Below are 22,142 nucleotides of genomic sequence, written 5' to 3'. Positions count from 1 at the left end.
TTCCTTCTCTCTAGATAAATAGAGAGCGCCTTGTAGTTTGGCGCTCTGATTACGTTATCATCTATATTTCTCTTACTCTTCTTGTAAATTTAGTATTTCTAAAATGCGTTCTAAATCATCTTCAGAGTAAAATTCAATTTCAATTTTCCCTTTATTATTAGCTTTTCTAATTTGTACATTTGTTCCAAAATAATCACGTAACTGTGATTCCTTAGCTGCAACAAATATATCCTTTTTCTTCGGCTGGGTTGTTTCACGTGAAACTTCTTCATTTAAGTTGTGTACTAACATTTCAACTTGTCGCACATTTAAGCCTTGTTTAATGACCTTATTAGCCACTTCTGATATTCTTCTTTTATTTTTCAATCCAAGTAATGCTCGTCCTTGTCCCATCGATAATGTCCCATCGTTCATAAACTTACGAACATCCTCTGGTAATGCAAGTAAACGAACGTGATTGGCAATATGCGGTCTGCTCTTCCCTAATCGTTTGGATAACTCCTCTTGTGTTAAATGTAAGTTTTCCATTAAGCTTTGGTATGCCTCAGCCTCTTCAATAACTGTCAGATCTTCACGCTGCAGATTTTCTAAAATAGCTAACTCCATCATTTGCGTATCTGTTAGCTCTTTTATAATAGCTGGAATAACCTTTAACCCTGCTAATTGAGTTGCTCTATAACGGCGTTCCCCCGCTACGATTTCATATTTACGTCCCTTTTTACGTACGGCAATAGGCTGTAAAATGCCATGTTCCTGTATAGAGTCAGCTAATTCTTGTAAAGTTTCTTCATCGAATATTTTACGTGGCTGAAATGGGTTTGCGACGATAAGTTCTAATTGTATCTCTTCCACTTGCCCACTTTGTTCTAAAGACTCCCCAGGAAATAGTGCACTTATGCCTTTTCCTAAACCTTTAGCCATTTTTAATCACTTCCCTCGCCATCTCTAAATACACTTCTGCACCTCTTGATTTTGCGTCATAAGTGATAATTGGCTGTCCATGGCTTGGAGCCTCACTTAATCGCACATTACGAGGAATAATTGTTTTATATACTTTTTCTTGGAAATATTTTTTCACTTCATCAATAACTTGTAAGCCAAGGTTTGTTCGTGCATCAAGCATCGTCAATAATACACCGTCAATGTATAATTGCTGATTTAAATGTTTTTGCACTAAACGGACAGTTGATAACAACTGGCTTAATCCCTCTAATGCGTAATATTCGCATTGTACAGGAATAATGAGTGCATCCGAAGCCGTTAAAGCATTAATTGTTAGTAGCCCTAACGAAGGTGGACAATCGATAATAATATAATCATAGTCTTCTTTTACATCTTGAAGGGCATGCTTTAAACGTACTTCTCTGGAAATAGTCGAAACTAATTCAATTTCTGCTCCTGCTAATGAAATGGTCGCCGGAATGATTGCTAAGTTTTCGACATTTGTTTGTTGAATGACGTTTTCAACTTTTTCATCATCAATTAACACATCATAAATACAGCCGTGGAGCTCTCCCTTATTAATACCAAGTCCACTTGTTGTATTTCCTTGTGGATCAGTATCGATTAAGAGCACTTTCTTCCCTAAATATGCTAGACAAGCGCTCAAATTGACCGATGTCGTTGTTTTTCCTACGCCACCTTTTTGATTGGCGATTGCTATAATTCTACCCATTTAAAAGCACCTGCTTTCATCTATCAAAGTCCACTTTGACAAATCATTTGTAAAATCACTATTCTATACGTCTATCTTACTTTCATTCTATCAAAAAAACAGAACAGAGTTGTATAAAATATTAAGAATATATGCAAAAAAGGAGACATCTCAGAAATATTACTAAGATGTCTCCTCCGTACAGAGATATAAAAGCGACTTATCATCATAACGTTGGGTTGATTTCCGTTCCGGCTCAACGCTTTCTCGGGGGCGTCCTGAGCCCACAAGGAGTGGTGGCCCAAGCCCCTACTCTAATCAACTTATATATATGATATACGCTATACAGATGACATCCTCAATTTTGATGATGTCATAAAAGTCATTTTTTTATTTTTTTAATAAAACTTCAATCACGACTTAAGACTTTTTCTTTTTAGGGATTTTCACTGTAATTTGATAATATTCCTCTGTATCTTCTTCTTCAGTCTTAACTGTAATACCGCTCTTTGTTACCATTGATAACGACTGTTTAATCGTGTTTAAAGCAATACGTACGTCTTTACTAATGGCCTTACGCTTCGGCTTTACTTTCTTCGGCTCTGCTTCTTCTTGTACTTCCAACTCTGGATGCAATAAAGAATAAATTTGCTCTTCTAACTGACGAACATTCCAATCATTTTCAATCGTTTGTTGTAAAACTTCTAGCTGTAGTGGCTGATCTTTAATTGCAATTAAAGCACGTGCATGTCGTTCAGAGATTTCACGTTTTAAAATAGCATGCTGTACTTCCTCAGGAAGCTTTAATAAACGCAATTTATTGGCTACCGTGGATTGTCCTTTTCCAAGTCGTTGGGCTAGAGCTTCTTGTGTCAGCTCATGAAGCTCCAATAATTTTTGATAGGCAACAGCTTCTTCAATTGCTGTTAACTCCTCACGCTGTAAGTTCTCAATTAACGCGATAGAGGCTGTTTCCTTATCAGTTAAATTTCTTATAATTGCCGGAACTTCTGTCCATTGTAGCTTTTTCATTGCTCGATAACGACGCTCACCAGCAATAATTTCATATTGTTTTTCTGCTGTTTTACGTACAACAATTGGCTGAATTACACCATGCGTATGAATGGTTCTTGATAACTCTTCAATTTTTTCATCATCAAAAATAGTACGTGGCTGAAAACGGTTAGGCACAATTTGATCAATCGGCAGCTTTATAACCTCTTCCGCTGCATGAACCGTCTCTGCTTGTTCTACTTCATTTTTCACAATAGGCTCAGTTTTATTTCCGCCTCCAAAAAAACGTGAAAAAGGACTTTTCATCCAAGTGGCACCACCTTTTAGTAACTATCTTGCTCTGTTTTATTCTATTATTATTTATTATATTTCTTAAAATGTATATAGTTCGTAGATGTCATTTGCGTGAACCATCCATAACTAGTATGTATGCTCAAAATAGAAAAAATATTTTCTACTTTGAGAAGTTTCACATGAAACACTAATTATTGAATCGGTGATTTATTTGGTACACCTGGTTTACGCGGATATTTTTTTGGTGTTCCTTTTATTTTATCAAAGATATATAACATGCGGTCACTTTCTTCAACAGGTAGATGGAAAGAAAACTCTTCTTTTAGTGCAACCCCTAATGTAGTCAATGCTTTTTTGGCATCTTTTAATTCTTCCGCACCAGCTGCTGCTTTTAAAGCAACAAAATAACCACCTTGTTTCGCTAGTGGTACACATAACTCTGATAAAACCGATAAGCGGGCTACTGCACGAGCTGTTACAACATCAAACTGTTCACGATATTTCGCATTTTGAGCAAATTCCTCTGCACGTGCATGTACAAAATTCATATTCTCTAATTGTAACTCATCACTTAAATGATTTAAAAATGTAATTCTTTTATTTAAAGAATCGACAATTGTGACATGTAAATGTGGGAAACAGATTTTAATTGGAATACTAGGGAAACCAGCACCTGCTCCTACATCACAAACTGTTGTTACTTTTGAAAAATCAAAATAGAAAGAGGCACTAATCGAATCATAAAAATGTTTTAAATAAACACCTTCTAAATCGGTAATAGCTGTTAAGTTCATCTTTTCATTCCACTCAACAAGTAACTCAAAATATTTTTTGAATTGAGCAATCTGCTTTTCAGAGAGTTCGATGCCCTTTTTCTTTAAAGCCTCGATAAATTGTTGTTCGTTCATGTAAAGTCTCCTTTTTCTATATGGCTTTACTATCCTTACATTGACTTGTAAGCATGTATTCGCTCGCTCTTAAAATCAACTATGAAAAAATAGCATAGCCATCAACTATGCCTCGGCATAATTGCGTCCTGAATCGGCTTTGTGCTTAGGCCTGCAGATGTTTTTTGTGCGAAAGCGAAGCGACAGCAACAACACGAGGGCCAACACGATGTCGGTCATTTCGGTAATGCCATAGGACGTGGCGTTCTTAGACTGAGTTCCTCTATTTCTGAGGATATTTGGAAACCCCTGAAATAGTGACTTAAAACCGCATTCATCTCACCACCTATGGAGATGAGAGATGAATGCTGAAAGAAGTTAAAAATAGGAAGCGGGCACAAAGGTATGCCCGCCTCTTATTCACTTTACTGTTCTTAATTATTCGCCGCTGACGCGTGCGATTTTACCTTGCTCAATATAAACAAGTAATATTGAAATATCTGCTGGGTTTACACCGGAGATTCGCGATGCTTGGGCAATGGAAAGTGGTGTAACTTGTTTTAATTTTTGTCGAGCTTCTGTTGCTAGACCTGAAATAGCATCATAATCAATATTTTCAGGGATTTTTTTATTCTCCATTTTATGAAGCTTTTCAACTTGTTGTAATGCTTTTTCAATATAGCCTTCATATTTAAGCTGAATTTCAATTTGTTCCTTCACTTCATCCGAAAACTCTATGTCGGCTGGAATTAATGAAGAAATTAAACCATAATTCATTTCTGTACGTTTTAATAAATCTGCTCCACGAATACCGTCTTTTAGTTCACTGCCACCTACAGAGCGAATAACAGCTTGTGTTGTTTCATTTGGTTTAATAATAACTTCACGAAGACGTGCAATTTCGTTATCAATCAGCTCTTTTTTCTCATTGAATTTTGCATATCTTTCCTCAGTAATCATTCCCATATTAAACCCTTGCTCTACCAAACGTAAATCAGCGTTATCATGACGAAGTAGTAAACGATATTCCGCACGAGATGTTAGTAAGCGATACGGTTCATTTGTTCCCTTTGTTACTAGATCATCAATTAATACGCCAATATAAGCATCTGAACGACCTAAGATTAATTCTTCTTTTCCAAGCGCATTAGCAGCAGCATTCATCCCAGCCATTAAGCCTTGAGCTGCCGCTTCCTCGTAACCTGATGTACCATTGATTTGACCAGCAGTATATAAGCCTGTAATGCGTTTTGTTTCTAACGTTGGCCATAATTGTGTTGGCACGATTGCATCGTACTCAATAGCATAGCCAGCACGCATCATTTCTGCTTTTTCTAAGCCTGGGATTGATTTTAGTAAACGTGTTTGTACATGCTCTGGTAAGCTAGTTGATAAACCTTGTACATACACTTCACGTGTATCGCGACCTTCTGGCTCTAAGAAAATTTGGTGGCGCGGTTTATCGTTAAATCGCACAACTTTGTCTTCAATAGAAGGACAATAACGAGGACCCGTACCTTTAATCATCCCTGAGTACATCGGTGAAAGGTGTAAGTTTGCCTCGATAATTTCATGTGTCTCTAGGCTTGTATAAGTCAGCCAGCAAGGTAGTTGATCCATGATGAATTCAGTTGTTTCAAAGCTAAATGCACGTGGAACTTCATCCCCTGGTTGAATCTCAGTTTTATCATAATCAATTGTACGGCTATTCACTCGTGGTGGTGTACCTGTTTTAAAACGCACAAGGTCAAAGCCAATCTCTTTTAAGTTATCTGCTAAACGAATAGACGGTTGTTGGTTATTAGGACCACTTGAATACTTTATGTCTCCAATAATGATTTCACCGCGAAGGAATGTACCTGTTGTGATAACAACTGTTTTAGCGCGGTAAATAGCACCGATTTGTGTAATAACACCTTTTACTTCCTCGTCTTCGATAATTAATTCTTCCACCATACCTTGGTGCATTGTTAAGTTTTCAGTTTCCTCCAACACGCGTTTCATTTCTTGTTGGTATAAAACTTTGTCCGCTTGCGCACGTAATGCACGCACAGCAGGACCTTTCCCTGTATTTAACATACGCATTTGAATATGCGTTTTATCAATAACTTTCCCCATGACGCCACCTAATGCGTCAATTTCTCGTACTACGATTCCTTTGGCAGGACCACCAATGGAAGGATTGCATGGCATAAATGCAATCATATCTAAATTGATTGTTAACATCAGTGTGTTAGCACCCATTTTGGCTGCGGCGTATGCAGCTTCAGAACCTGCGTGACCTGCGCCAATTACGATAACATCAAACGTGCCTGCCTCATATTTTGTTGGCATAGCTCGTATCTTCCTTTCTTTAATAAAATTATTTTCCTAAGCAGAACTGTGAAAATAACTGATTAATTAGGCTTTCCTGTACTGTGTCACCTATAATTTCACCAAGTAATTCCCATGTTCTTGTTACATCTATTTGCACCATATCAACAGGTACACCAGCTTGTGCTGCAGCTAATGCATCCTCGACTGTTGCTTGTGCTTGATGAAGTAATGCAATATGTCTTGCATTTGAAACATATGTTAAATCGCCCGCTTCAATTTGCCCTTCAAAGAATAACGCGGCAATCGCTTCCTCTAGTTCTGCGATACCCTCTTCTTGTAAAAGAGAAGTTGTCACAACGCGACGGTTGCCTGCTAGCTCTTTGACTTGTGCTAAATCAATTTTTTGCGGTAGATCTGTTTTATTAACGATAACGATGTAATCCATCGCTTTAATCGTTTCGAATAGACGCTCATCCTCGACAGTCAATTCTTCTGCGTAGTTTAAAACAAATAAAATTAAATCTGCTCCACGCAACGCCTCACGTGAACGTTCAACACCAATTCGTTCAACGATATCCTCTGTTTCTCGAATACCAGCTGTATCGACTAAACGAAGCGGAACACCACGTACATTCACGTACTCTTCTATAATATCACGAGTTGTCCCTGCTATATCTGTCACAATAGCCTTATTCTCCTGTACTAAACTATTTAAAAGAGAAGATTTCCCAACGTTTGGGCGACCTAAAATAACAGTTGATAGACCCTCTCGTAATATTTTTCCCTGAGAAGATGTTTGCAAAAGTTTACTAATTTCATTTCGTACCCATGTACATTTTTCTACTAATACTGGTACTGTCATTTCTTCTACATCATCATACTCCGGATAATCTATATTAACCTCAACTTGCGCTAATGTCTCTAGTAATGCTTGGCGTAAGTCACCAATTAAACGCGATAATTTGCCATCCATTTGTCCTAACGCTACATTCATCGCTCTATCAGTTTTCGCTCTTATTAAATCCATGACTGCTTCTGCTTGTGATAAATCGATACGTCCATTTAAAAATGCACGTTTTGTAAATTCACCTGGCTCTGCTAGTCTTGCTCCATTAGTTAATACTAGCTTTAATACACGGTTTACCGAAACAAGTCCACCGTGACAGTTTATTTCTATTACATCCTCACGAGTGAATGTTTTAGGTCCGCGCATTAATGACAGCATTACTTCCTCTACAACCTCATTCGTTTTTGGATCGACCAAATGTCCATAATGAATTGTATGTGAAGCCTTAGTTGTTAAACTTTTTCCACCAGGCGATCTGAATATTTTATCTGCAATTGCGACTGCTTCGTCCCCACTTAAACGAACAATAGCAATAGCGCCTTCACCCATAGGTGTGGATATCGCAGCAATTGTATCGAACTCCATTTAATGACCTCCTTAACGTTATCCACATGTGGATAAATAAAAACCGACCAATACTTACTAACACCTTAGACTAACATATTTTCTGTAAAATCTAAAGTAAGGATAATTTCCAATTGTGGATAATCAGAAAGTTCTACATTATAGCACGTATTTCGACAAAGGTTGCAAATGCCAGAGCGTTAATTCTAAATCATAAAAAAACTATTTTGCCAATGAATAAAGTATGCTCTTCGGCAAAACGAGGGGTTGATTTCCGTTCCGACTGAGCGCTTTCCTGAGGGCGTCCGATGAGCCGCTTCACTCGCGTTGCTCGCTCCAGGGTCTCATCTGTGACGCTGATCCCCAAGTAGTCGCTCAGTCTCCACTCCAATCAACTACTTCTCTTGAAATATATCTTCTGGCATGTCACGCATAATTATTAGAGATAAAACGAAAACTTCAACAATGTTAATCTGTGCGAAAGCGAAAAGTAAGCAACAATAACTGGCGTAAAATTGTGTCACTGATATAAGTCTTTTTTTCGATTACGGTAAATAGATATAGTGTTCACTTTTGAATTGAATAAAAATTATACAAGTTCTATTGGAGTGGAAGGCTACTCGACTCCCGTGGGAATGTGAGACAGGCGAGACCCTGAGGCCAACATGATGTTGGTCACGAAGGCGTTGTCACAGGACGTGACGCATTTATCCTTCGTTCCTTTAGCGGAGGAAGCGGCTTGACGCTCGCCCACAGGAAAGCGGGTAACCTGGAACGGAAATCACCCTCACCATGAGGCACCACTACATTCATAAAGATTCCCTATGCCATCTTGTTTTTCAACAACATAAAAAAGTCATTTTATCAGGACGATAAAATGACTTTAGCTTTGTCTGTATGCTTTTACGAAGCTTAGTCGTTTTTTACAGGCTCAATGACTAAATAACGATTAGGCTCCGTTCCTTCTGAGTATGTTTCAATATCAAGGCGATTTGCCAATTGATTATGAATAACTTTTCTTTCGTACGACTGCATTGGCTCAAACGTTACACGCTGATTTAAGCGAAGTGCTTTATCCGCCATACGATCTGCCAGTAACTCCAATGCTTCTTGACGACGTGCACGATAGTTTTCTACGTCTAATTTCACCATTAAGAACTGCTTGGCACTTTTATTTAACACAAGATGTGTTAATTGCTGCAAGGAATTTAATGTTTGACCACGTTTCCCTATAAGCAGTGCAGCTTTCTCGCTTTTCAGCTGAAATAATACATATTTCCCTTCACGTGTCGTTTCAATTTCAAGATCATGAATATCCAATTGTTCTGCAATGTTTACTAAATAAGACTTTGCATCTTCAATTGGGTTTATCGAGGTATCTTCTCCCTCTTTTTGTTCCTCTACGACTTGTTGAACCGCTTCGATATCACTTAGTTGTTCAGAAACTTGTGAACTTATTGTTTCAACATCATCTATTACTGTTGATTCGACAAATTGATTCGTATTTTGCTGTTCAGCTTTTTCCGCCTCAATCGTTGGCCGAACCTGTACTTCCTTTACTGTTACACGAACTTCTGCAGATCGTGCCCCAAAACCTAAAAATCCTTTTTTACCTTCTTGTAAAACTTCAACATCTACTTGTTCACGGGTTTTTCCAAGTTTCTGTAACGCTAATGAGATCGCTTCTTGTGTTGTTGCGCCTATTTGCGTAAGTTGTTTCACTTTTTAGCCCCTCCATTTTGAGCAGGTTGTGTTTTATCTTTTTTCCAAGGCTTATAAATAAACAGGTTTTGAGCAATCGAAATAATGTTACCGATTACCCAGTATAGTGATAATGCTGCTGGTAATGCCATACCGAAACCAATAATCATAAATGGCATAATGTACATCATTATTTTCATTTGAGGGTTATCCATCGCCGGGCCCGTACGTAAAACAACAAATTGCATTAAACCAGCTATAATTGCTAATGCCGGTGCAGGTTCTGCTAACGGGAAAATAAAGAAATTCCCTAAATCGAAAGCAGCTGTAGCATTCATACGACTAATCGCATGGTAGAAACCCATTAAAATTGGCATTTGAATGAGTACAGGTAAACATCCAGCAAGTGGATTGACACCAGACTCACTCATAAGCTTCATCATCTCTTGTTGATACTGTTGCTGTGTCTGTGCATCCTTAGAAGCATACTTCTTTTGTAATTCCTTCAGTTTTGGCTGAATTTCTTGCATTTTTTTAGAGCTCTTTGTTTGTTTAATCATTAATGGAAGAATGGCTAAACGAATAAAAATCGTTACAACAATAATCCCCCATGCATATGAACCAAGCATTTCAGCAAAGTATTTAATCGCTGACACTAATGGCCAAACAATGAATTCATTCCAGAAGCCTGTGCTTTCTTTGGAGATTGGTTCATTGAATTCTGTACAACCAGATAGTAGTAATACTACTGATACTAGCGACAAAATTACCCAAAGTTGTTTCTTCAACCTTCTTCCCCCTACAAATACTATTCACTTTTTCTAAAACTATATGCATTCTCTTCTTTATACATTTACAGTTTCCTGCTACTGAATAAAGTTATCAGTTATTTTATCATGCACATAACGTTTCACTCTACTAAATATTCTAACAATGTACATATATTTGCTAAGTAATGTTACTAATCATTCACATATCGCAGTGAAATCTTACTTTAAAATACCCCTATGTGTATTTTAAGTGATTTCACTTTCACACAGAAACGCTTTTACTTCACCACTTTGGTTGCCATCCATATTACGTCTTCTTCAAAACCTTTGCGATTCGTAGTACATGCTGCAAACTTTGTTTTACTTCATGAAAATCCATAGTGGCCGCCGGTTGTCTGGCGATAATAACATAGTCCATATTCTGCTTCACTTCATCTTTTAATTCATGAATACTTTGTCGAATATAGCGCTTGATCTGGTTGCGTGTTACTGCATTCCCAAGTTTTTTGCTAACCGATAATCCTACACGAAACTCTGCTTGTCCCTCTTTTTCTAAAAAATATACGACAAACTGACGATTAGCGAAAGATTTACCCTTCTTAAACACCTTTTGAAAATCATCGTTTTTTTTCACTCGTTGGCGTTTTTTCATTACTTTCACCTGCTACTCGATAATTATCCTTTGATCCTCATTTCTAGTTTTCCCAAAAATAAAGAAAAAAAAGACCACTGATGTGTCTCAGTGGACTTATTTTATGCTGATAATACTTTTCTTCCTTTACGACGACGAGCAGCAAGAACTTTGCGACCGTTTTTCGTGCTCATACGTGCGCGGAAACCGTGAACTTTGCTGTGCTTACGTTTCTTTGGTTGGTAAGTACGTTTCATTTATATAGACACCTCCTGAATGAGTTGAATTTTTCAACATACAGACCTGAATATTATATAAAGTAACTAGTTATTTTGTCAATGACTTTTATAAATTTATATATTTATGCAAATCCACATCTATGTTTCCCTAAAATCCTCTTCTCCTGAATAAAATAAATTATCCACAGAATACTTGTTTTTTTTACACAGAGTTGTGTATAGTATTTTTTGCATATTTTTTTATCCACAACACTTATCTACACCTTTTTCACATAAGCAGACCTTGTGGACAACTTGGACGTGCATAAATAAAAGGTATGTGGATAAGTTTCACAAACTATTGAAATAGCTTTGTTTTTCTGATACGATATCTGTGCTTCACTTTGTTGAAAACTGAAATTACTTATTATTTTATCCACAACTGTTAATATGCTGTGGATAATTTTTATCACAGCCTTTGGTTAACTTTTATCCACAACTTGTGAGTTTGTGGACTAGTTGTAAAATGAACGTGTTTACCGTTTCTATAAATGCGCTTTTTTAAATTGTATTGAACTGTAAAGGAGATTAGCAGCTTGGAACATTTAGAAGAACTATGGAATAATGTCCTGGCTCAAGTTGAACAAAAAATTTCTAAACCAAGCTTCGAAACGTGGCTTAAGTCTACTAAACTACTTTCCTACAATGGTAGTGGTTCTACTGTGACGATTGCTGCGCCAAATTCGTTTGCTCGAGACTGGCTTGAGAATCATTATATTCATTTGATTACAGGTATATTAACGGAGCTTACAGGCGAAGACTTGCTTATTAAGTTTGTTGTTCAAAAAAACCAGGATTCGGACGATTTCGATTTACCAGCGCCGATTATCCAAGCAAAAAATGACGATCACCATGATATTTCACCAGGTATGTTAAACCCGAAGTATACTTTTGATACGTTCGTTATCGGCTCTGGTAACCGCTTTGCACATGCTGCCTCGCTAGCTGTTGCAGAAGCACCTGCGAAGGCTTATAACCCATTTTTTATCTATGGGGGAGTAGGGCTTGGCAAAACACACTTAATGCATGCGATTGGTCATTATGTACTGGAACATAATCCAAATGCAAAGGTAGTCTATTTATCATCTGAAAAATTTACAAATGAATTTATTAACTCAATTCGAGATAATAAGGCACTTGATTTCCGCAATAAATATCGCAATGTAGATGTACTGCTAATTGATGATATTCAATTTCTAGCAGGAAAAGAATCAACTCAGGAAGAATTTTTCCACACTTTTAATACATTGCATGAAGAATCGAAACAAATTGTTATTTCCAGTGACCGTCCTCCTAAGGAAATTCCGACATTGGAAGATCGTTTGCGTTCTCGATTCGAATGGGGACTAATTACAGATATTGCGCCTCCTGATTTGGAAACTCGTATTGCCATTCTTCGAAAAAAAGCAAAGGCTGATGGTCTAGAAGTGCCAAATGAAGTCATGCTCTATATTGCGAACCAGATTGACTCCAATATTCGGGAGCTTGAAGGTGCGCTTATTCGCGTCGTTGCCTATTCATCACTTGTTAACAAGGATATTAATGCGACTTTGGCTGCTGAGGCACTAAAGGATATTATTCCTAATTCGAAGCCACGAACTGTCACTATACTAGACATTCAAAATGCAGTAGGTGAGCACTTTAACATTCGTTTAGAGGATTTCGCCGCGAAAAAACGTACAAAATTAATTGCCTTTCCACGTCAAGTCGCGATGTATTTATCTCGCGAATTAACAGATTTTTCGCTGCCGAAAATTGGCGAAGAATTTGGTGGACGCGACCATACTACTGTTATACATGCTCACGAAAAAATATCTTCTATGTTGAAAAATGACGCTCAGCTTCAGCAAGATATTAAACAAATTCGAAGCATGCTAGGGAAATAATACTGTGGACAACCCATATGTTTAAACACAAACTTATACACAGTCTATCTACATGTGGATAGACTGATTTTATTCACTTAAACACACTTATCCACAAATCCACAGGGCCTATTACTATATCTTTTTTATTTTATATAAATAAATAATATAAATATGTGAGGGAAAACGAATGAAATTTGATATTTTACGTGACCGTTTATTAGAGGGTTTAAATGATGTCATGAAAGCCGTAAGTTCTAAAACAACTATTCCAATTTTAACAGGGATTAAAATCGATGTAACAACAGAGGGTATTCGTTTAACAGGTAGTGACGCTGATATTACTATACAAACATTTATTCCAGTTGAAGAAGATGGCCAACAAATAATTCATATTACAGAAACAGGATCAATTGTTGTACAAGCTCGTATGTTTAATGAAATTGTACGTAAGTTACCAACAAATGAGGTTGAAATTCAAGTAACAGCTAGTTTCCAAACTCATATCCGTTCAGGTAAATCTGAATTCCACTTAATTGGCTCAGATGCTACTGAATATCCTTTATTACCTGAATTAACAGAGGATCAAAAATTTACTATTCCTGCAGACCTATTAAAGTCAATTATCCGTGAAACAGTATTTGCTGTTGCCACTTCAGAAAGTAGACCGGTGTTGACAGGTGTAAACTGGCAGATAAAAAACGAAGCGTTAGTCTGTGTTGCAACAGATAGCCATCGTTTAGCAAGACGTAAAGTTCAACTGGAAAATTTACCTGAGGTTGAACATAGTGTTGTTATTCCTGGTAAAAGTTTAAATGAGTTAAATAAAGTTTTAGAGGATTCAACAAATCTTGTTCAAATCGTTATTACAAGCCAGCAAGTGTTATTTAAAACTGGAGAAGTATTATTCTTCTCACGTTTACTTGAAGGTAACTACCCAGATACAACACGTTTAATCCCAGAAGAATATCAAACAAATCTAACGATTAACGGTAAATCATTATTACAAGCAATCGATCGTGCATCTCTTGTTGCTCGAGGCGACCGTAATAATGTTGTACGTTTTGAAATTTTTGATAATCAATCTGTGGAAGTTTCTTCTAACTCTCCAGAAATCGGGAAGGTTCAAGAAGAAATTCCTGTTGAGTCATTAGAAGGGGAGAACTTAAAAATTTCTTTCAGTGCGAAGTACATGATGGAAGCATTGAAAGCAATAGATGGTCAAGAAGTAGTCATTCAATTCACAGGAGCAATGAGACCGTTTATTTTGCGTTCTGTTCATGACGATGCAATTTTACAGTTAATTTTACCTGTACGAACTTATTAAATTTCAAACAGTTTTGGTTGGAGAGATTAAACTCCATAACTTCAAGCTCTAAATACTTTGAAAAACGTTCTGATAGTCGCTAGTTGCGGCTATCTTTTTTTACTTATGGCGGAATTTTAGGTATGATAGAGAGATAGACAGTTTGTATTTGGAGGGGAACTCAACTATGAAGGACATTAAAATTGATGTAGAGTTTGTCACATTAGGGCAACTTTTAAAAATTACCGATGCTATTAGCTCTGGTGGCATGGCGAAATGGTTTTTACATGAAAATGATGTTTATGTAAATGGAGAAATAGATGATCGCCGCGGTCGTAAATTGCGTCATGGTGACATTGTAAATATTCCTGGGTGTGGTCGATTTCGTATCGTTGACACAACTGGACAATAGATTATGCTGATAGAGCAGTTAAAACTTACAAATTACCGTAACTATGATGATTTAGCATTAAACTTCTCTCCAAAAATTAATGTTTTCATTGGTGAAAATGCACAAGGGAAAACAAATGTTATGGAATCTATTTACGTATTAGCGATGGCTAAATCTCATCGAACGACGAACGATAAAGAATTAATACGTTGGGATACAGACTATGGTAAAATAGAAGGGGCCGTTCGAAAAAGGCATGGTATTTTACCGATTGAGCTTACGATTACGAAAAAAGGAAAAAAAGGTAAGATAAATCATATAGAACAAAGCCGCCTCAGTCATTATATTGGCCAAATGAATGTCGTTATGTTTGCACCCGAAGATTTAAATGTCGTAAAGGGAAGTCCGCAATTACGACGACGTTTTATTGATATGGAGATTGGGCAAATTTCGCCTGTTTATTTGCATGATTTATTAACCTTTCAAAAAATTTTAAAGCAACGTAACCATTTTTTAAAAATGAATCAAGGTAAAAAAATGCCAGATGACGTGATGTACGAGGTTTATAATGAACAATATATTCACGCAGCTACCCAAATTATTCGAAAAAGATTTCAATTTATGGATTTATTGCAAGAGTGGGCAGAGCCAATTCACGCAGGTATTTCACAAGGGAAAGAAACGTTAGCTATTAAATACCGCACAGTAGCGGGTATTGAAAAAGAACATACTTCCAGTGAAATTGAAGGCTATTTGCATAAAAAGCTAATTGAAGCTAAGGACCGTGAATTTGATCGAGGTGTAACACTAGTTGGTCCACACCGAGATGATTTGCAGTTTTTAGTAAATGGCTATGATGTTCAGACATACGGTTCACAAGGACAGCAACGTACAACCGCTCTTTCCTTAAAACTTGCTGAAATCGAATTAATTAAACAAGAAACAAATGAAACACCCATACTACTTTTAGATGATGTATTGTCGGAACTCGATGATTATCGTCAATCGCATTTATTAAACACCATTCAAGGTGAAGTTCAAACCTTTGTTACGACTACAAGTGTTGATGGAATTCATCATGAGACGATGGAGCATGCACAGCTGTTTCACGTGAAACAAGGAGCGATTGAAGAAAGTTAGCCCGGGGAGTTTTTTAGATTACAAAAGAATGGTAATAGTCAGCTCGGTTGACTGTTCATTCATTTACACACAATGATGTTATGAAGGAGTAGATGAAAGCCGTGGCTATAGAGAACGAAGGTTTACAAAATCAAGCTTATGAAGCCGATCAGATACAGGTATTAGAAGGATTAGAAGCTGTACGTAAAAGACCAGGGATGTATATTGGTTCAACAAGCTCTAAAGGGCTTCACCATTTAGTATGGGAAATTGTTGATAACAGTATTGATGAGGCACTTGCAGGATTCTGTACAGATATAAAAGTAACGATAGAACAAGACAATTGGATTCGTGTAGAGGACAATGGTCGTGGTATTCCGGTAAGTATTCAAGAGAAAATGGGTAAGCCTGCTGTTGAAGTTATTATGACAGTGCTCCATGCTGGCGGTAAGTTTGGCGGTGGAGGATACAAAGTTTCAGGCGGTCTTCATGGAGTAGGGGCATCTGTTGTAAATGCTCTATCTGTCGAGACAATCGTTCAAGTTCATCGTGAGGGTCATATTCATGAAATTAAATTTGAACGTGGAAGAACTGTTCAAGAGTTAAAGGTTATCGGTGATTCAGATCGTAACGGAACAACTACACGTTTTAAAGCAGACCCTGAAATCTTTAAAGAAACGACTGTTTATGAATATGATATTTTAGCACATCGTATTCGTGAATTAGCTTATTTAAATCGTGGTATTAGGATTACAATTGCTGATGAACGCGAAGGTGAAGAACGTTCTACTACGTATCATTATGAAGGTGGTATTCGTTCTTATGTAGAGCATTTGAATCAATCTAAAGAGCCAATCCATGATCCGATAGATGTTCTTGGAGAAAAGGATGGTATTTCAGTTGAAATTGCTATGCAATATAACGCTGGATTCTCTTCTAATATTTTCTCATTTGCTAATAACATTAATACGTATGAAGGCGGTACACATGAATCTGGTTTTAAAACTGCTCTAACACGTGTTATTAATGATTACGCACGAAAAAATGGACTTTTAAAAGAGTCAGACGCAAATCTCACTGGTGAAGATGTTCGAGAAGGTTTAACGGCTATTGTTTCTGTAAAGCATCCGGATCCACAATTTGAAGGACAAACAAAAACAAAGCTTGGTAACTCTGAAGTTAGCCAAATTACTAACTCCTTGTTCTCAGATGGTTTTGAACGATTTATGTTAGAAAATCCAACTGTTGCTCGTAAGGTTGTAGAAAAAGGTCTAATGGCTGCTCGTGCACGTGTTGCTGCTAAAAAAGCACGTGAATTTACACGTCGTAAAAATGCACTTGAAGTATCAAGTTTGCCAGGTAAATTAGCTGACTGTTCATCTACAAACCCATCTGAATGCGAAATTTATATCGTTGAGGGTGACTCTGCCGGAGGATCTGCGAAATCTGGACGTGACCGACACTTCCAAGCAATCTTACCGTTACGTGGTAAAATCCTTAACGTTGAAAAAGCACGTTTAGATAAAATTTTATCGAATGCAGAGATCCGTGCAATGATTACAGCATTTGGCACAGGTATTGGTGAAGAGTTTACTTTAGAAAAGGCTCGTTATCATAAAATCGTTATTATGACAGATGCCGATGTTGATGGTGCGCACATCCGCACATTACTTTTAACATTCTTCTTCCGTTTCCTTCGACCTCTCCTAGAGGCAGGTTATATTTATATTGCACAGCCACCTCTTTATCAAGTTAAGCAAGGTAAACATGTTGAGTATTGCTATGATGATGTTACTCTTCAAGCAATTTTAGAACGGTTACCGAAAATGCCAAAACCAAATGTACAACGATACAAAGGTCTTGGAGAAATGAATGCAGAGCAGCTTTGGGAAACTACAATGGATCCTGAGCACCGCACATTGTTACAAGTAGAATTAGATGATGCAATTAAAGCAAACCAAGCATTTGAGCGTTTAATGGGCGATGAAGTTGAACCACGTCGTCAATTTATCGAAGAGAATGCAGTATACGCTAATTTAGATATTTAATTTTTCTTGAGAGGAGGTCTACACTTTGTCAGAACAAGAACGCTCCGGTGTTAAAGGAGTTAATATAACAAAAGAAATTGAAACATCCTTCCTCGATTATGCGATGAGTGTAATCGTTTCTCGTGCATTACCAGACGTACGAGATGGATTAAAGCCTGTACATCGCCGTATTTTATATGGCATGCAGGAACTAGGGAATACAGCAGATAAAGCGTACAAAAAATCAGCACGTATTGTTGGGGACGTAATGGGTAAATACCACCCACATGGTGACTCATCTATTTATGATGCAATGGTACGTATGGCGCAAGATTTCAGCTATCGTTACATGTTAGTCGATGGTCATGGTAACTTTGGATCTGTCGATGGCGACGGAGCGGCAGCAATGCGTTATACAGAATCACGTATGTCTCGTATTGCAATGGAAATGCTTCGTGATATCAATAAAGACACAATTGACTATACAGATAACTATGATGGTTCAGAAAAGGAACCTATCGTCCTTCCAAGTCGCTATCCAAACTTATTAGTAAATGGAGCGGCAGGAATTGCGGTTGGTATGGCGACAAATATTCCGCCACATCAACTTGGGGAAACGATAGATGCAGTGATAGCACTTTCAGAAAATCCAGCTATCACAACAGAAGAATTGATGGAAATCATTCCAGGACCTGATTTCCCAACTGGTGGATTAATTTTAGGTCGTAGTGGTATTCGCCGTGCCTATGATACTGGTCGTGGCTCCATCATTATTCGCGCAAAGGTAGAGATTGAACAAAAATCAAATGGTAAAGAAACAATTCTTATTCATGAATTACCATACCAAGTGAATAAAGCTAAGCTTATTGAAAAAATAGCAGAGCTTGTACGCGATAAAAAAATTGATGGTATTACAAATTTACGTGATGAATCTGACCGACGTGGTATGCGAGTAGTCATTGAAATTCGTAAAGATGCAAATGCCAATGTCGTTTTAAATAATTTATATAAACAAACAGCTATGCAATCGAGCTTCGGTATTAATATGCTGTCATTAGTAAATGGTCAGCCTAAAGTAATGGGCTTAAAAGAAATGTTGCATCATTATTTAGAGCACCAAAAGGTTATTATTCGTCGTCGTACGGAATTTGACTTAAGGAAAGCGGAAGATCGTGCACATATTTTAGAGGGCTTACGTATTGCTCTTGATCATATTGATGAAATTATTGCTATTATTCGTGGTTCACGCAGTGGTGATGAAGCGAAACCTCAATTAATGGAGCGATTCAATTTATCTGAACGCCAAGCGCAAGCTATTTTAGATATGCGTTTAGTTCGTTTAAGTGGATTAGAGCGTGAAAAGATTGAAGCAGAATATCAAGAACTTCAACTATTAATTGCTGAATTAAAAGCAATTTTAGCGGATGAGGCTAAAATTGTTGATATTATTCGCACTGAAATATTAGAAGTAAAAGATCGCTTTAATGATACACGTCGCACTGAAATTACTTCTGGCGGTTTAGAAATGATTGAGGACGAGGATTTAATTCCAGTCGAAAATTCAGTCGTAACTTTAACGCACAATGGTTATATCAAACGTTTAGCTGCGAATACATATCGTAGTCAAAAACGTGGCGGTCGCGGTGTACAAGGTATGGGCACAAATGAAGATGATTTTGTAGAGCATCTTATGAATACTTCTACACACGATACAATTTTATTCTTCACTTCAAAAGGGAAAGTGTTTAGAGCAAAAGGTTATGAGATTCCGGAATATGGTCGTACAGCGAAGGGATTACCGATTGTTAACTTACTCAATATTGAAAAAGGTGAAAAAGTAACCGCAATGATCCGTGTAGGTTCATTCGATGAGGATGCATACTTTATCTTCACTACTAAAACAGGTATTACAAAGCGTACACCAGTATCTCAATTTGCTAATATCCGAACAAACGGCTTAATAGCTATAAGTTTGCGAGAAGATGATGATCTTATTTCTGTTCGTTTAACAGATGGCAAGAAACAAGTGATTATTGGTACGCGTGATGGAATGCTTGTACGTTTCCAAGAGGATGATATTCGTTCAATGGGCCGTACTGCAGGTGGTGTACGAGGTATTAAACTACGTGATGGTGACGAAGTAGTTGGTATGGAAATCGTTGAACCGGAACAGGAAATTTTAGTTGTTACAGCAAAAGGTTACGGTAAACGTACATCTGAAGAGGAATATCGTTTACAAAGCCGTGGTGGTGTTGGATTAAAAACAATTCAAATCACTGATAAAAACGGTCCAATGGTAGCTGTAAAAACGGTTGATGGTTCAGAAGATTTAATGCTGATCACAATTAACGGCATGCTAATCCGTATGGATGTGAATGATATCTCATTAATTGGCCGTAGTACACAGGGTGTTCGTTTAATTCGTTTAGGCGATGACGAGCTTGTTGCAACTGTAGCGAAGGTTGAAAAAGAAGAAGAAGAATTGATTGAAGAAGAATCGAACGAAGAAAATACCCAAGTAGAAGAGTAATAAAAAGACCGATGACGACAGCTAATGTTTGCCGTTCATCGGTTTTTTCAGCATAAATCATGAAAAATAAGTAATTATTTTGAATTCCATGATAAAATAAGTTTAACTCCGTTCAGTGGGTGTCCAAACACCCACTGAACAGAGGAATTCAGTCTAAGAACGCCACGTCCTGTGGTAACGACTGAGTGACCAACATCACGTTGGCCCAAAGCCTCCGGCGGATGTCACAGAATAGGTAAGGAGTTCTTTGTGTAAGCACAAAGCCGATTCCGGACGCAATTATGCCGAGGCATAATTGATCCTTAAATTTATGCAAGCGAAATAGTGAAGAGGAGTTAATTGCGTGGAAACTATACATGTCCCAATTTCGGAGTTACGCATTGGTAAAGTAATTTCTGAAGATATTTTTGCTAATACACAACATCCAATAATTTTTAAAAACACAATAATTTCCCACGAGCATTTTCAAGTTTTTTTTGCTTTTAATATTTCAAGAGTCCCTGTTTATAAAGAAGGTGTAGAAACTCAATCAGAAGTAAAAGAAACAGGTTTAGTTGTTCCAACAGAACCTATACCGACTTTCAGAAAGATTTATGACAATTCAGTTGAACAATTTAAAAAGGAATTTAAAAATTGGGAAGCTGGTGCAAAGGTAGATATTGCGAAAGCACGCAAAATTATTTTGCCACTATTAGAAATGGTTTTAGAAGATCGTACAATAATTTTTGATTTAAATGAGTATTCAAATCCAAAAGACTATTTGTACCACCATTGTGTAGCAACAGCATTGATTTCTTCGGTGATTGCACAAAAATTAAGCTATGACAAAGGAATTACAATTCAAGTTGCAATTGGAGGGTTATTAGCTGATTGTGGAATGGCAAAAGTTCATCCACGTATCCGCGATAAAAAAACAACCTTAACAGAGCAGGAGTTTAATGAAATTTATAAACATCCGATTTATAGCTACAGCATGGTCAAAGATGTAACAATCTTAAAGGATACAATGAAAGAGGCTATTTTCCAGCACCACGAGCGTTTAAATGGTAGTGGTTATCCGAAAGGAGAAAAAATCGCTAATATTTCTACTTTCGCTCAAATTATCGCTGTTGCAGATGTATTCCATGCAATGACATGTGAGCGAGTATATAGAACAAAGCAATCTTCTTTTAAAGTCATAGAGATGATTAATGAATCTGAATTTGGGAAGTTTGATATTAAAGTAGTACGTGCACTGATAGATATTGTTGCTGACCTTCCTATAGGGACAATCGTTGAACTATCTAATCTGGAACAAGGCGAAGTGATGTTTGTAAATAAATTTGCACCAACTCGACCACTTATTAAATTAAGCCAATCAGGGGAGATATTTGATTTAGGTAAAAATCGTACCTTCTATATTTCACGTATTATAACAAATTTATAATAGTTGAAAGGCAACCCATTAATATTGGAGTTCGCCTTTTTTTATTTTTAATTCGCTCGATAAATTATATAGGTGATAAAACAAAAGTATCAACAAAGACTTAAAGGTTTAAATGAAGCGAGCTAAGTACGAGAAGATGAATCTCATAAAAACCAAGTCACACAGAGAAATGAACTTTTTGAAATTAGTTAACTTCTTTCAGCAAGTGTTTTATGTAACGCAAGTGAAACGTCAGTTACTGAAGTTTCCCACCTTCGGACTAATCTTTTTGAGCATAGTGGTGTAGACGAATAATAGATTTTAAAAAACTATTAATTAATTTTGAGAAAGTGTTGACATAGTTTTAGATTCTTGATATTATTAGTGAGTCGCCAAGAGGTGACACTAAAAAAAGATTAATGAACCTTGAAAACTGAACAAGCAAAACGTAATCAATAAAGTTTTTAGTAGCTAACCTTGAGTTGGTGAACGAAACAAAATTTTGGACATCAAACATGATGCCAGCAAAACAATTTGAGCTAA

Annotated in this window: 17 protein-coding genes; 7 read left to right on the top strand and 10 right to left on the bottom strand. The window is 37.1% G+C overall.

Annotation, left to right across the window (positions count from 1 at the left end; genetic code table 11):
- Positions 1–72: 72 nt before the first annotated feature.
- The 10 genes from AC3WSK_RS25650 to rpmH all read right to left on the bottom strand — a co-directional run bounded on the left by AC3WSK_RS25650 (position 73) and on the right by rpmH (position 10,935).
- The gene (locus AC3WSK_RS25650) at positions 73–921 is read right to left on the bottom strand and encodes a ParB/RepB/Spo0J family partition protein (RefSeq protein WP_079563361.1); all 849 of its coding nucleotides are present in this window, start codon (positions 919–921) and stop codon (positions 73–75) included.
- Complete coding sequence (locus tag AC3WSK_RS25645) at positions 914–1,675, bottom strand: ParA family protein (protein WP_427416089.1); 762 nt, start codon at positions 1,673–1,675, stop codon at positions 914–916. The genes AC3WSK_RS25650 and AC3WSK_RS25645 overlap by 8 nt, the downstream gene beginning before the upstream one ends.
- Positions 1,676–2,074: 399 nt before the next feature.
- The gene (noc, locus tag AC3WSK_RS25640) at positions 2,075–2,974 is read right to left on the bottom strand and encodes a nucleoid occlusion protein (RefSeq protein WP_079563359.1); all 900 of its coding nucleotides are present in this window, start codon (positions 2,972–2,974) and stop codon (positions 2,075–2,077) included.
- Positions 2,975–3,153: 179 nt separating this feature from the next.
- Positions 3,154–3,870 carry a 16S rRNA (guanine(527)-N(7))-methyltransferase RsmG gene (rsmG, locus tag AC3WSK_RS25635; RefSeq protein WP_079563358.1) on the bottom strand — a complete coding sequence of 239 codons (717 nt, stop codon included), beginning with the start codon at positions 3,868–3,870 and terminating at the stop codon, positions 3,154–3,156.
- Positions 3,871–4,287: 417 nt separating this feature from the next.
- Positions 4,288–6,183: a tRNA uridine-5-carboxymethylaminomethyl(34) synthesis enzyme MnmG gene (mnmG, locus tag AC3WSK_RS25630; RefSeq protein ID WP_079563357.1), complete on the bottom strand. Its 1,896-nt coding sequence runs from the start codon at positions 6,181–6,183 to the stop codon at positions 4,288–4,290.
- A gap of 28 nt (positions 6,184–6,211) precedes the next feature.
- Positions 6,212–7,597: a tRNA uridine-5-carboxymethylaminomethyl(34) synthesis GTPase MnmE gene (gene mnmE / locus AC3WSK_RS25625; RefSeq protein WP_492414933.1), complete on the bottom strand. Its 1,386-nt coding sequence runs from the start codon at positions 7,595–7,597 to the stop codon at positions 6,212–6,214.
- Between the two features lie 891 nt (positions 7,598–8,488).
- Positions 8,489–9,298: an RNA-binding cell elongation regulator Jag/EloR gene (gene jag, locus AC3WSK_RS25620; protein ID WP_492414932.1), complete on the bottom strand. Its 810-nt coding sequence runs from the start codon at positions 9,296–9,298 to the stop codon at positions 8,489–8,491.
- Positions 9,295–10,065: a membrane protein insertase YidC gene (gene yidC / locus AC3WSK_RS25615; protein WP_079563354.1), complete on the bottom strand. Its 771-nt coding sequence runs from the start codon at positions 10,063–10,065 to the stop codon at positions 9,295–9,297. The genes jag and yidC overlap by 4 nt, the downstream gene beginning before the upstream one ends.
- Positions 10,066–10,354: 289 nt before the next feature.
- Positions 10,355–10,699 carry a ribonuclease P protein component gene (gene rnpA / locus AC3WSK_RS25610; RefSeq protein WP_079563353.1) on the bottom strand — a complete coding sequence of 115 codons (345 nt, stop codon included), beginning with the start codon at positions 10,697–10,699 and terminating at the stop codon, positions 10,355–10,357.
- A 101-nt stretch (positions 10,700–10,800) separates the two neighbouring features.
- Positions 10,801–10,935 carry a 50S ribosomal protein L34 gene (gene rpmH, locus AC3WSK_RS25605; RefSeq protein WP_004233310.1) on the bottom strand — a complete coding sequence of 45 codons (135 nt, stop codon included), beginning with the start codon at positions 10,933–10,935 and terminating at the stop codon, positions 10,801–10,803.
- 557 nt (positions 10,936–11,492) lie between these two features.
- Here rpmH and dnaA point away from each other — a divergent pair.
- From dnaA to AC3WSK_RS25570, 7 genes are all read left to right on the top strand, one after another.
- Positions 11,493–12,842, top strand: coding sequence for a chromosomal replication initiator protein DnaA (gene dnaA, locus AC3WSK_RS25600; protein ID WP_079563352.1), 1,350 nt, complete (start codon positions 11,493–11,495; stop codon positions 12,840–12,842).
- 169 nt (positions 12,843–13,011) lie between these two features.
- Positions 13,012–14,148: a DNA polymerase III subunit beta gene (gene dnaN, locus AC3WSK_RS25595; RefSeq protein ID WP_079563351.1), complete on the top strand. Its 1,137-nt coding sequence runs from the start codon at positions 13,012–13,014 to the stop codon at positions 14,146–14,148.
- A 166-nt stretch (positions 14,149–14,314) separates the two neighbouring features.
- Entirely contained in the window at positions 14,315–14,539 is a 225-nt protein-coding gene (yaaA, locus tag AC3WSK_RS25590) for a S4 domain-containing protein YaaA (protein WP_427484991.1), read from the top strand.
- A gap of 3 nt (positions 14,540–14,542) precedes the next feature.
- Positions 14,543–15,658 (top strand): DNA replication/repair protein RecF, encoded by a 1,116-nt coding sequence (gene recF, locus AC3WSK_RS25585; RefSeq protein ID WP_079563349.1) that lies wholly within the window; start codon positions 14,543–14,545, stop codon positions 15,656–15,658.
- Between the two features lie 92 nt (positions 15,659–15,750).
- Positions 15,751–17,685 (top strand): DNA topoisomerase (ATP-hydrolyzing) subunit B, encoded by a 1,935-nt coding sequence (gene gyrB, locus AC3WSK_RS25580; protein ID WP_079563348.1) that lies wholly within the window; start codon positions 15,751–15,753, stop codon positions 17,683–17,685.
- 25 nt (positions 17,686–17,710) lie between these two features.
- Positions 17,711–20,194 carry a DNA gyrase subunit A gene (gene gyrA, locus AC3WSK_RS25575; RefSeq protein ID WP_427484990.1) on the top strand — a complete coding sequence of 828 codons (2,484 nt, stop codon included), beginning with the start codon at positions 17,711–17,713 and terminating at the stop codon, positions 20,192–20,194.
- A 343-nt stretch (positions 20,195–20,537) separates the two neighbouring features.
- Positions 20,538–21,620: an HD-GYP domain-containing protein gene (locus tag AC3WSK_RS25570; RefSeq protein WP_079563346.1), complete on the top strand. Its 1,083-nt coding sequence runs from the start codon at positions 20,538–20,540 to the stop codon at positions 21,618–21,620.
- Positions 21,621–22,142: the final 522 nt, after the last annotated feature.

It is taken from the genome of Lysinibacillus sp. EB271-A1-10B, assembly GCF_058791335.1.
Note: the sequence above shows the minus strand (reverse complement) of the source record. Positions and strands in the feature narration are given on the sequence as shown.

Coding starts and splice junctions, on each gene's coding strand:
- rpmH (WP_004233310.1), bottom strand. CDS start 10,935: ATGAAACGTACTTACCAACCAAAGAAACGTAAGCACAGCAAAGTTCAC.
- yaaA (WP_427484991.1), top strand. CDS start 14,315: ATGAAGGACATTAAAATTGATGTAGAGTTTGTCACATTAGGGCAACTT.
- mnmE (WP_492414933.1), bottom strand. CDS start 7,597: ATGGAGTTCGATACAATTGCTGCGATATCCACACCTATGGGTGAAGGC.
- rnpA (WP_079563353.1), bottom strand. CDS start 10,699: ATGAAAAAACGCCAACGAGTGAAAAAAAACGATGATTTTCAAAAGGTG.
- noc (WP_079563359.1), bottom strand. CDS start 2,974: ATGAAAAGTCCTTTTTCACGTTTTTTTGGAGGCGGAAATAAAACTGAG.
- recF (WP_079563349.1), top strand. CDS start 14,543: ATGCTGATAGAGCAGTTAAAACTTACAAATTACCGTAACTATGATGAT.
- AC3WSK_RS25650 (WP_079563361.1), bottom strand. CDS start 921: ATGGCTAAAGGTTTAGGAAAAGGCATAAGTGCACTATTTCCTGGGGAG.
- AC3WSK_RS25645 (WP_427416089.1), bottom strand. CDS start 1,675: ATGGGTAGAATTATAGCAATCGCCAATCAAAAAGGTGGCGTAGGAAAA.
- gyrB (WP_079563348.1), top strand. CDS start 15,751: ATGAAAGCCGTGGCTATAGAGAACGAAGGTTTACAAAATCAAGCTTAT.
- mnmG (WP_079563357.1), bottom strand. CDS start 6,183: ATGCCAACAAAATATGAGGCAGGCACGTTTGATGTTATCGTAATTGGC.
- dnaN (WP_079563351.1), top strand. CDS start 13,012: ATGAAATTTGATATTTTACGTGACCGTTTATTAGAGGGTTTAAATGAT.
- rsmG (WP_079563358.1), bottom strand. CDS start 3,870: ATGAACGAACAACAATTTATCGAGGCTTTAAAGAAAAAGGGCATCGAA.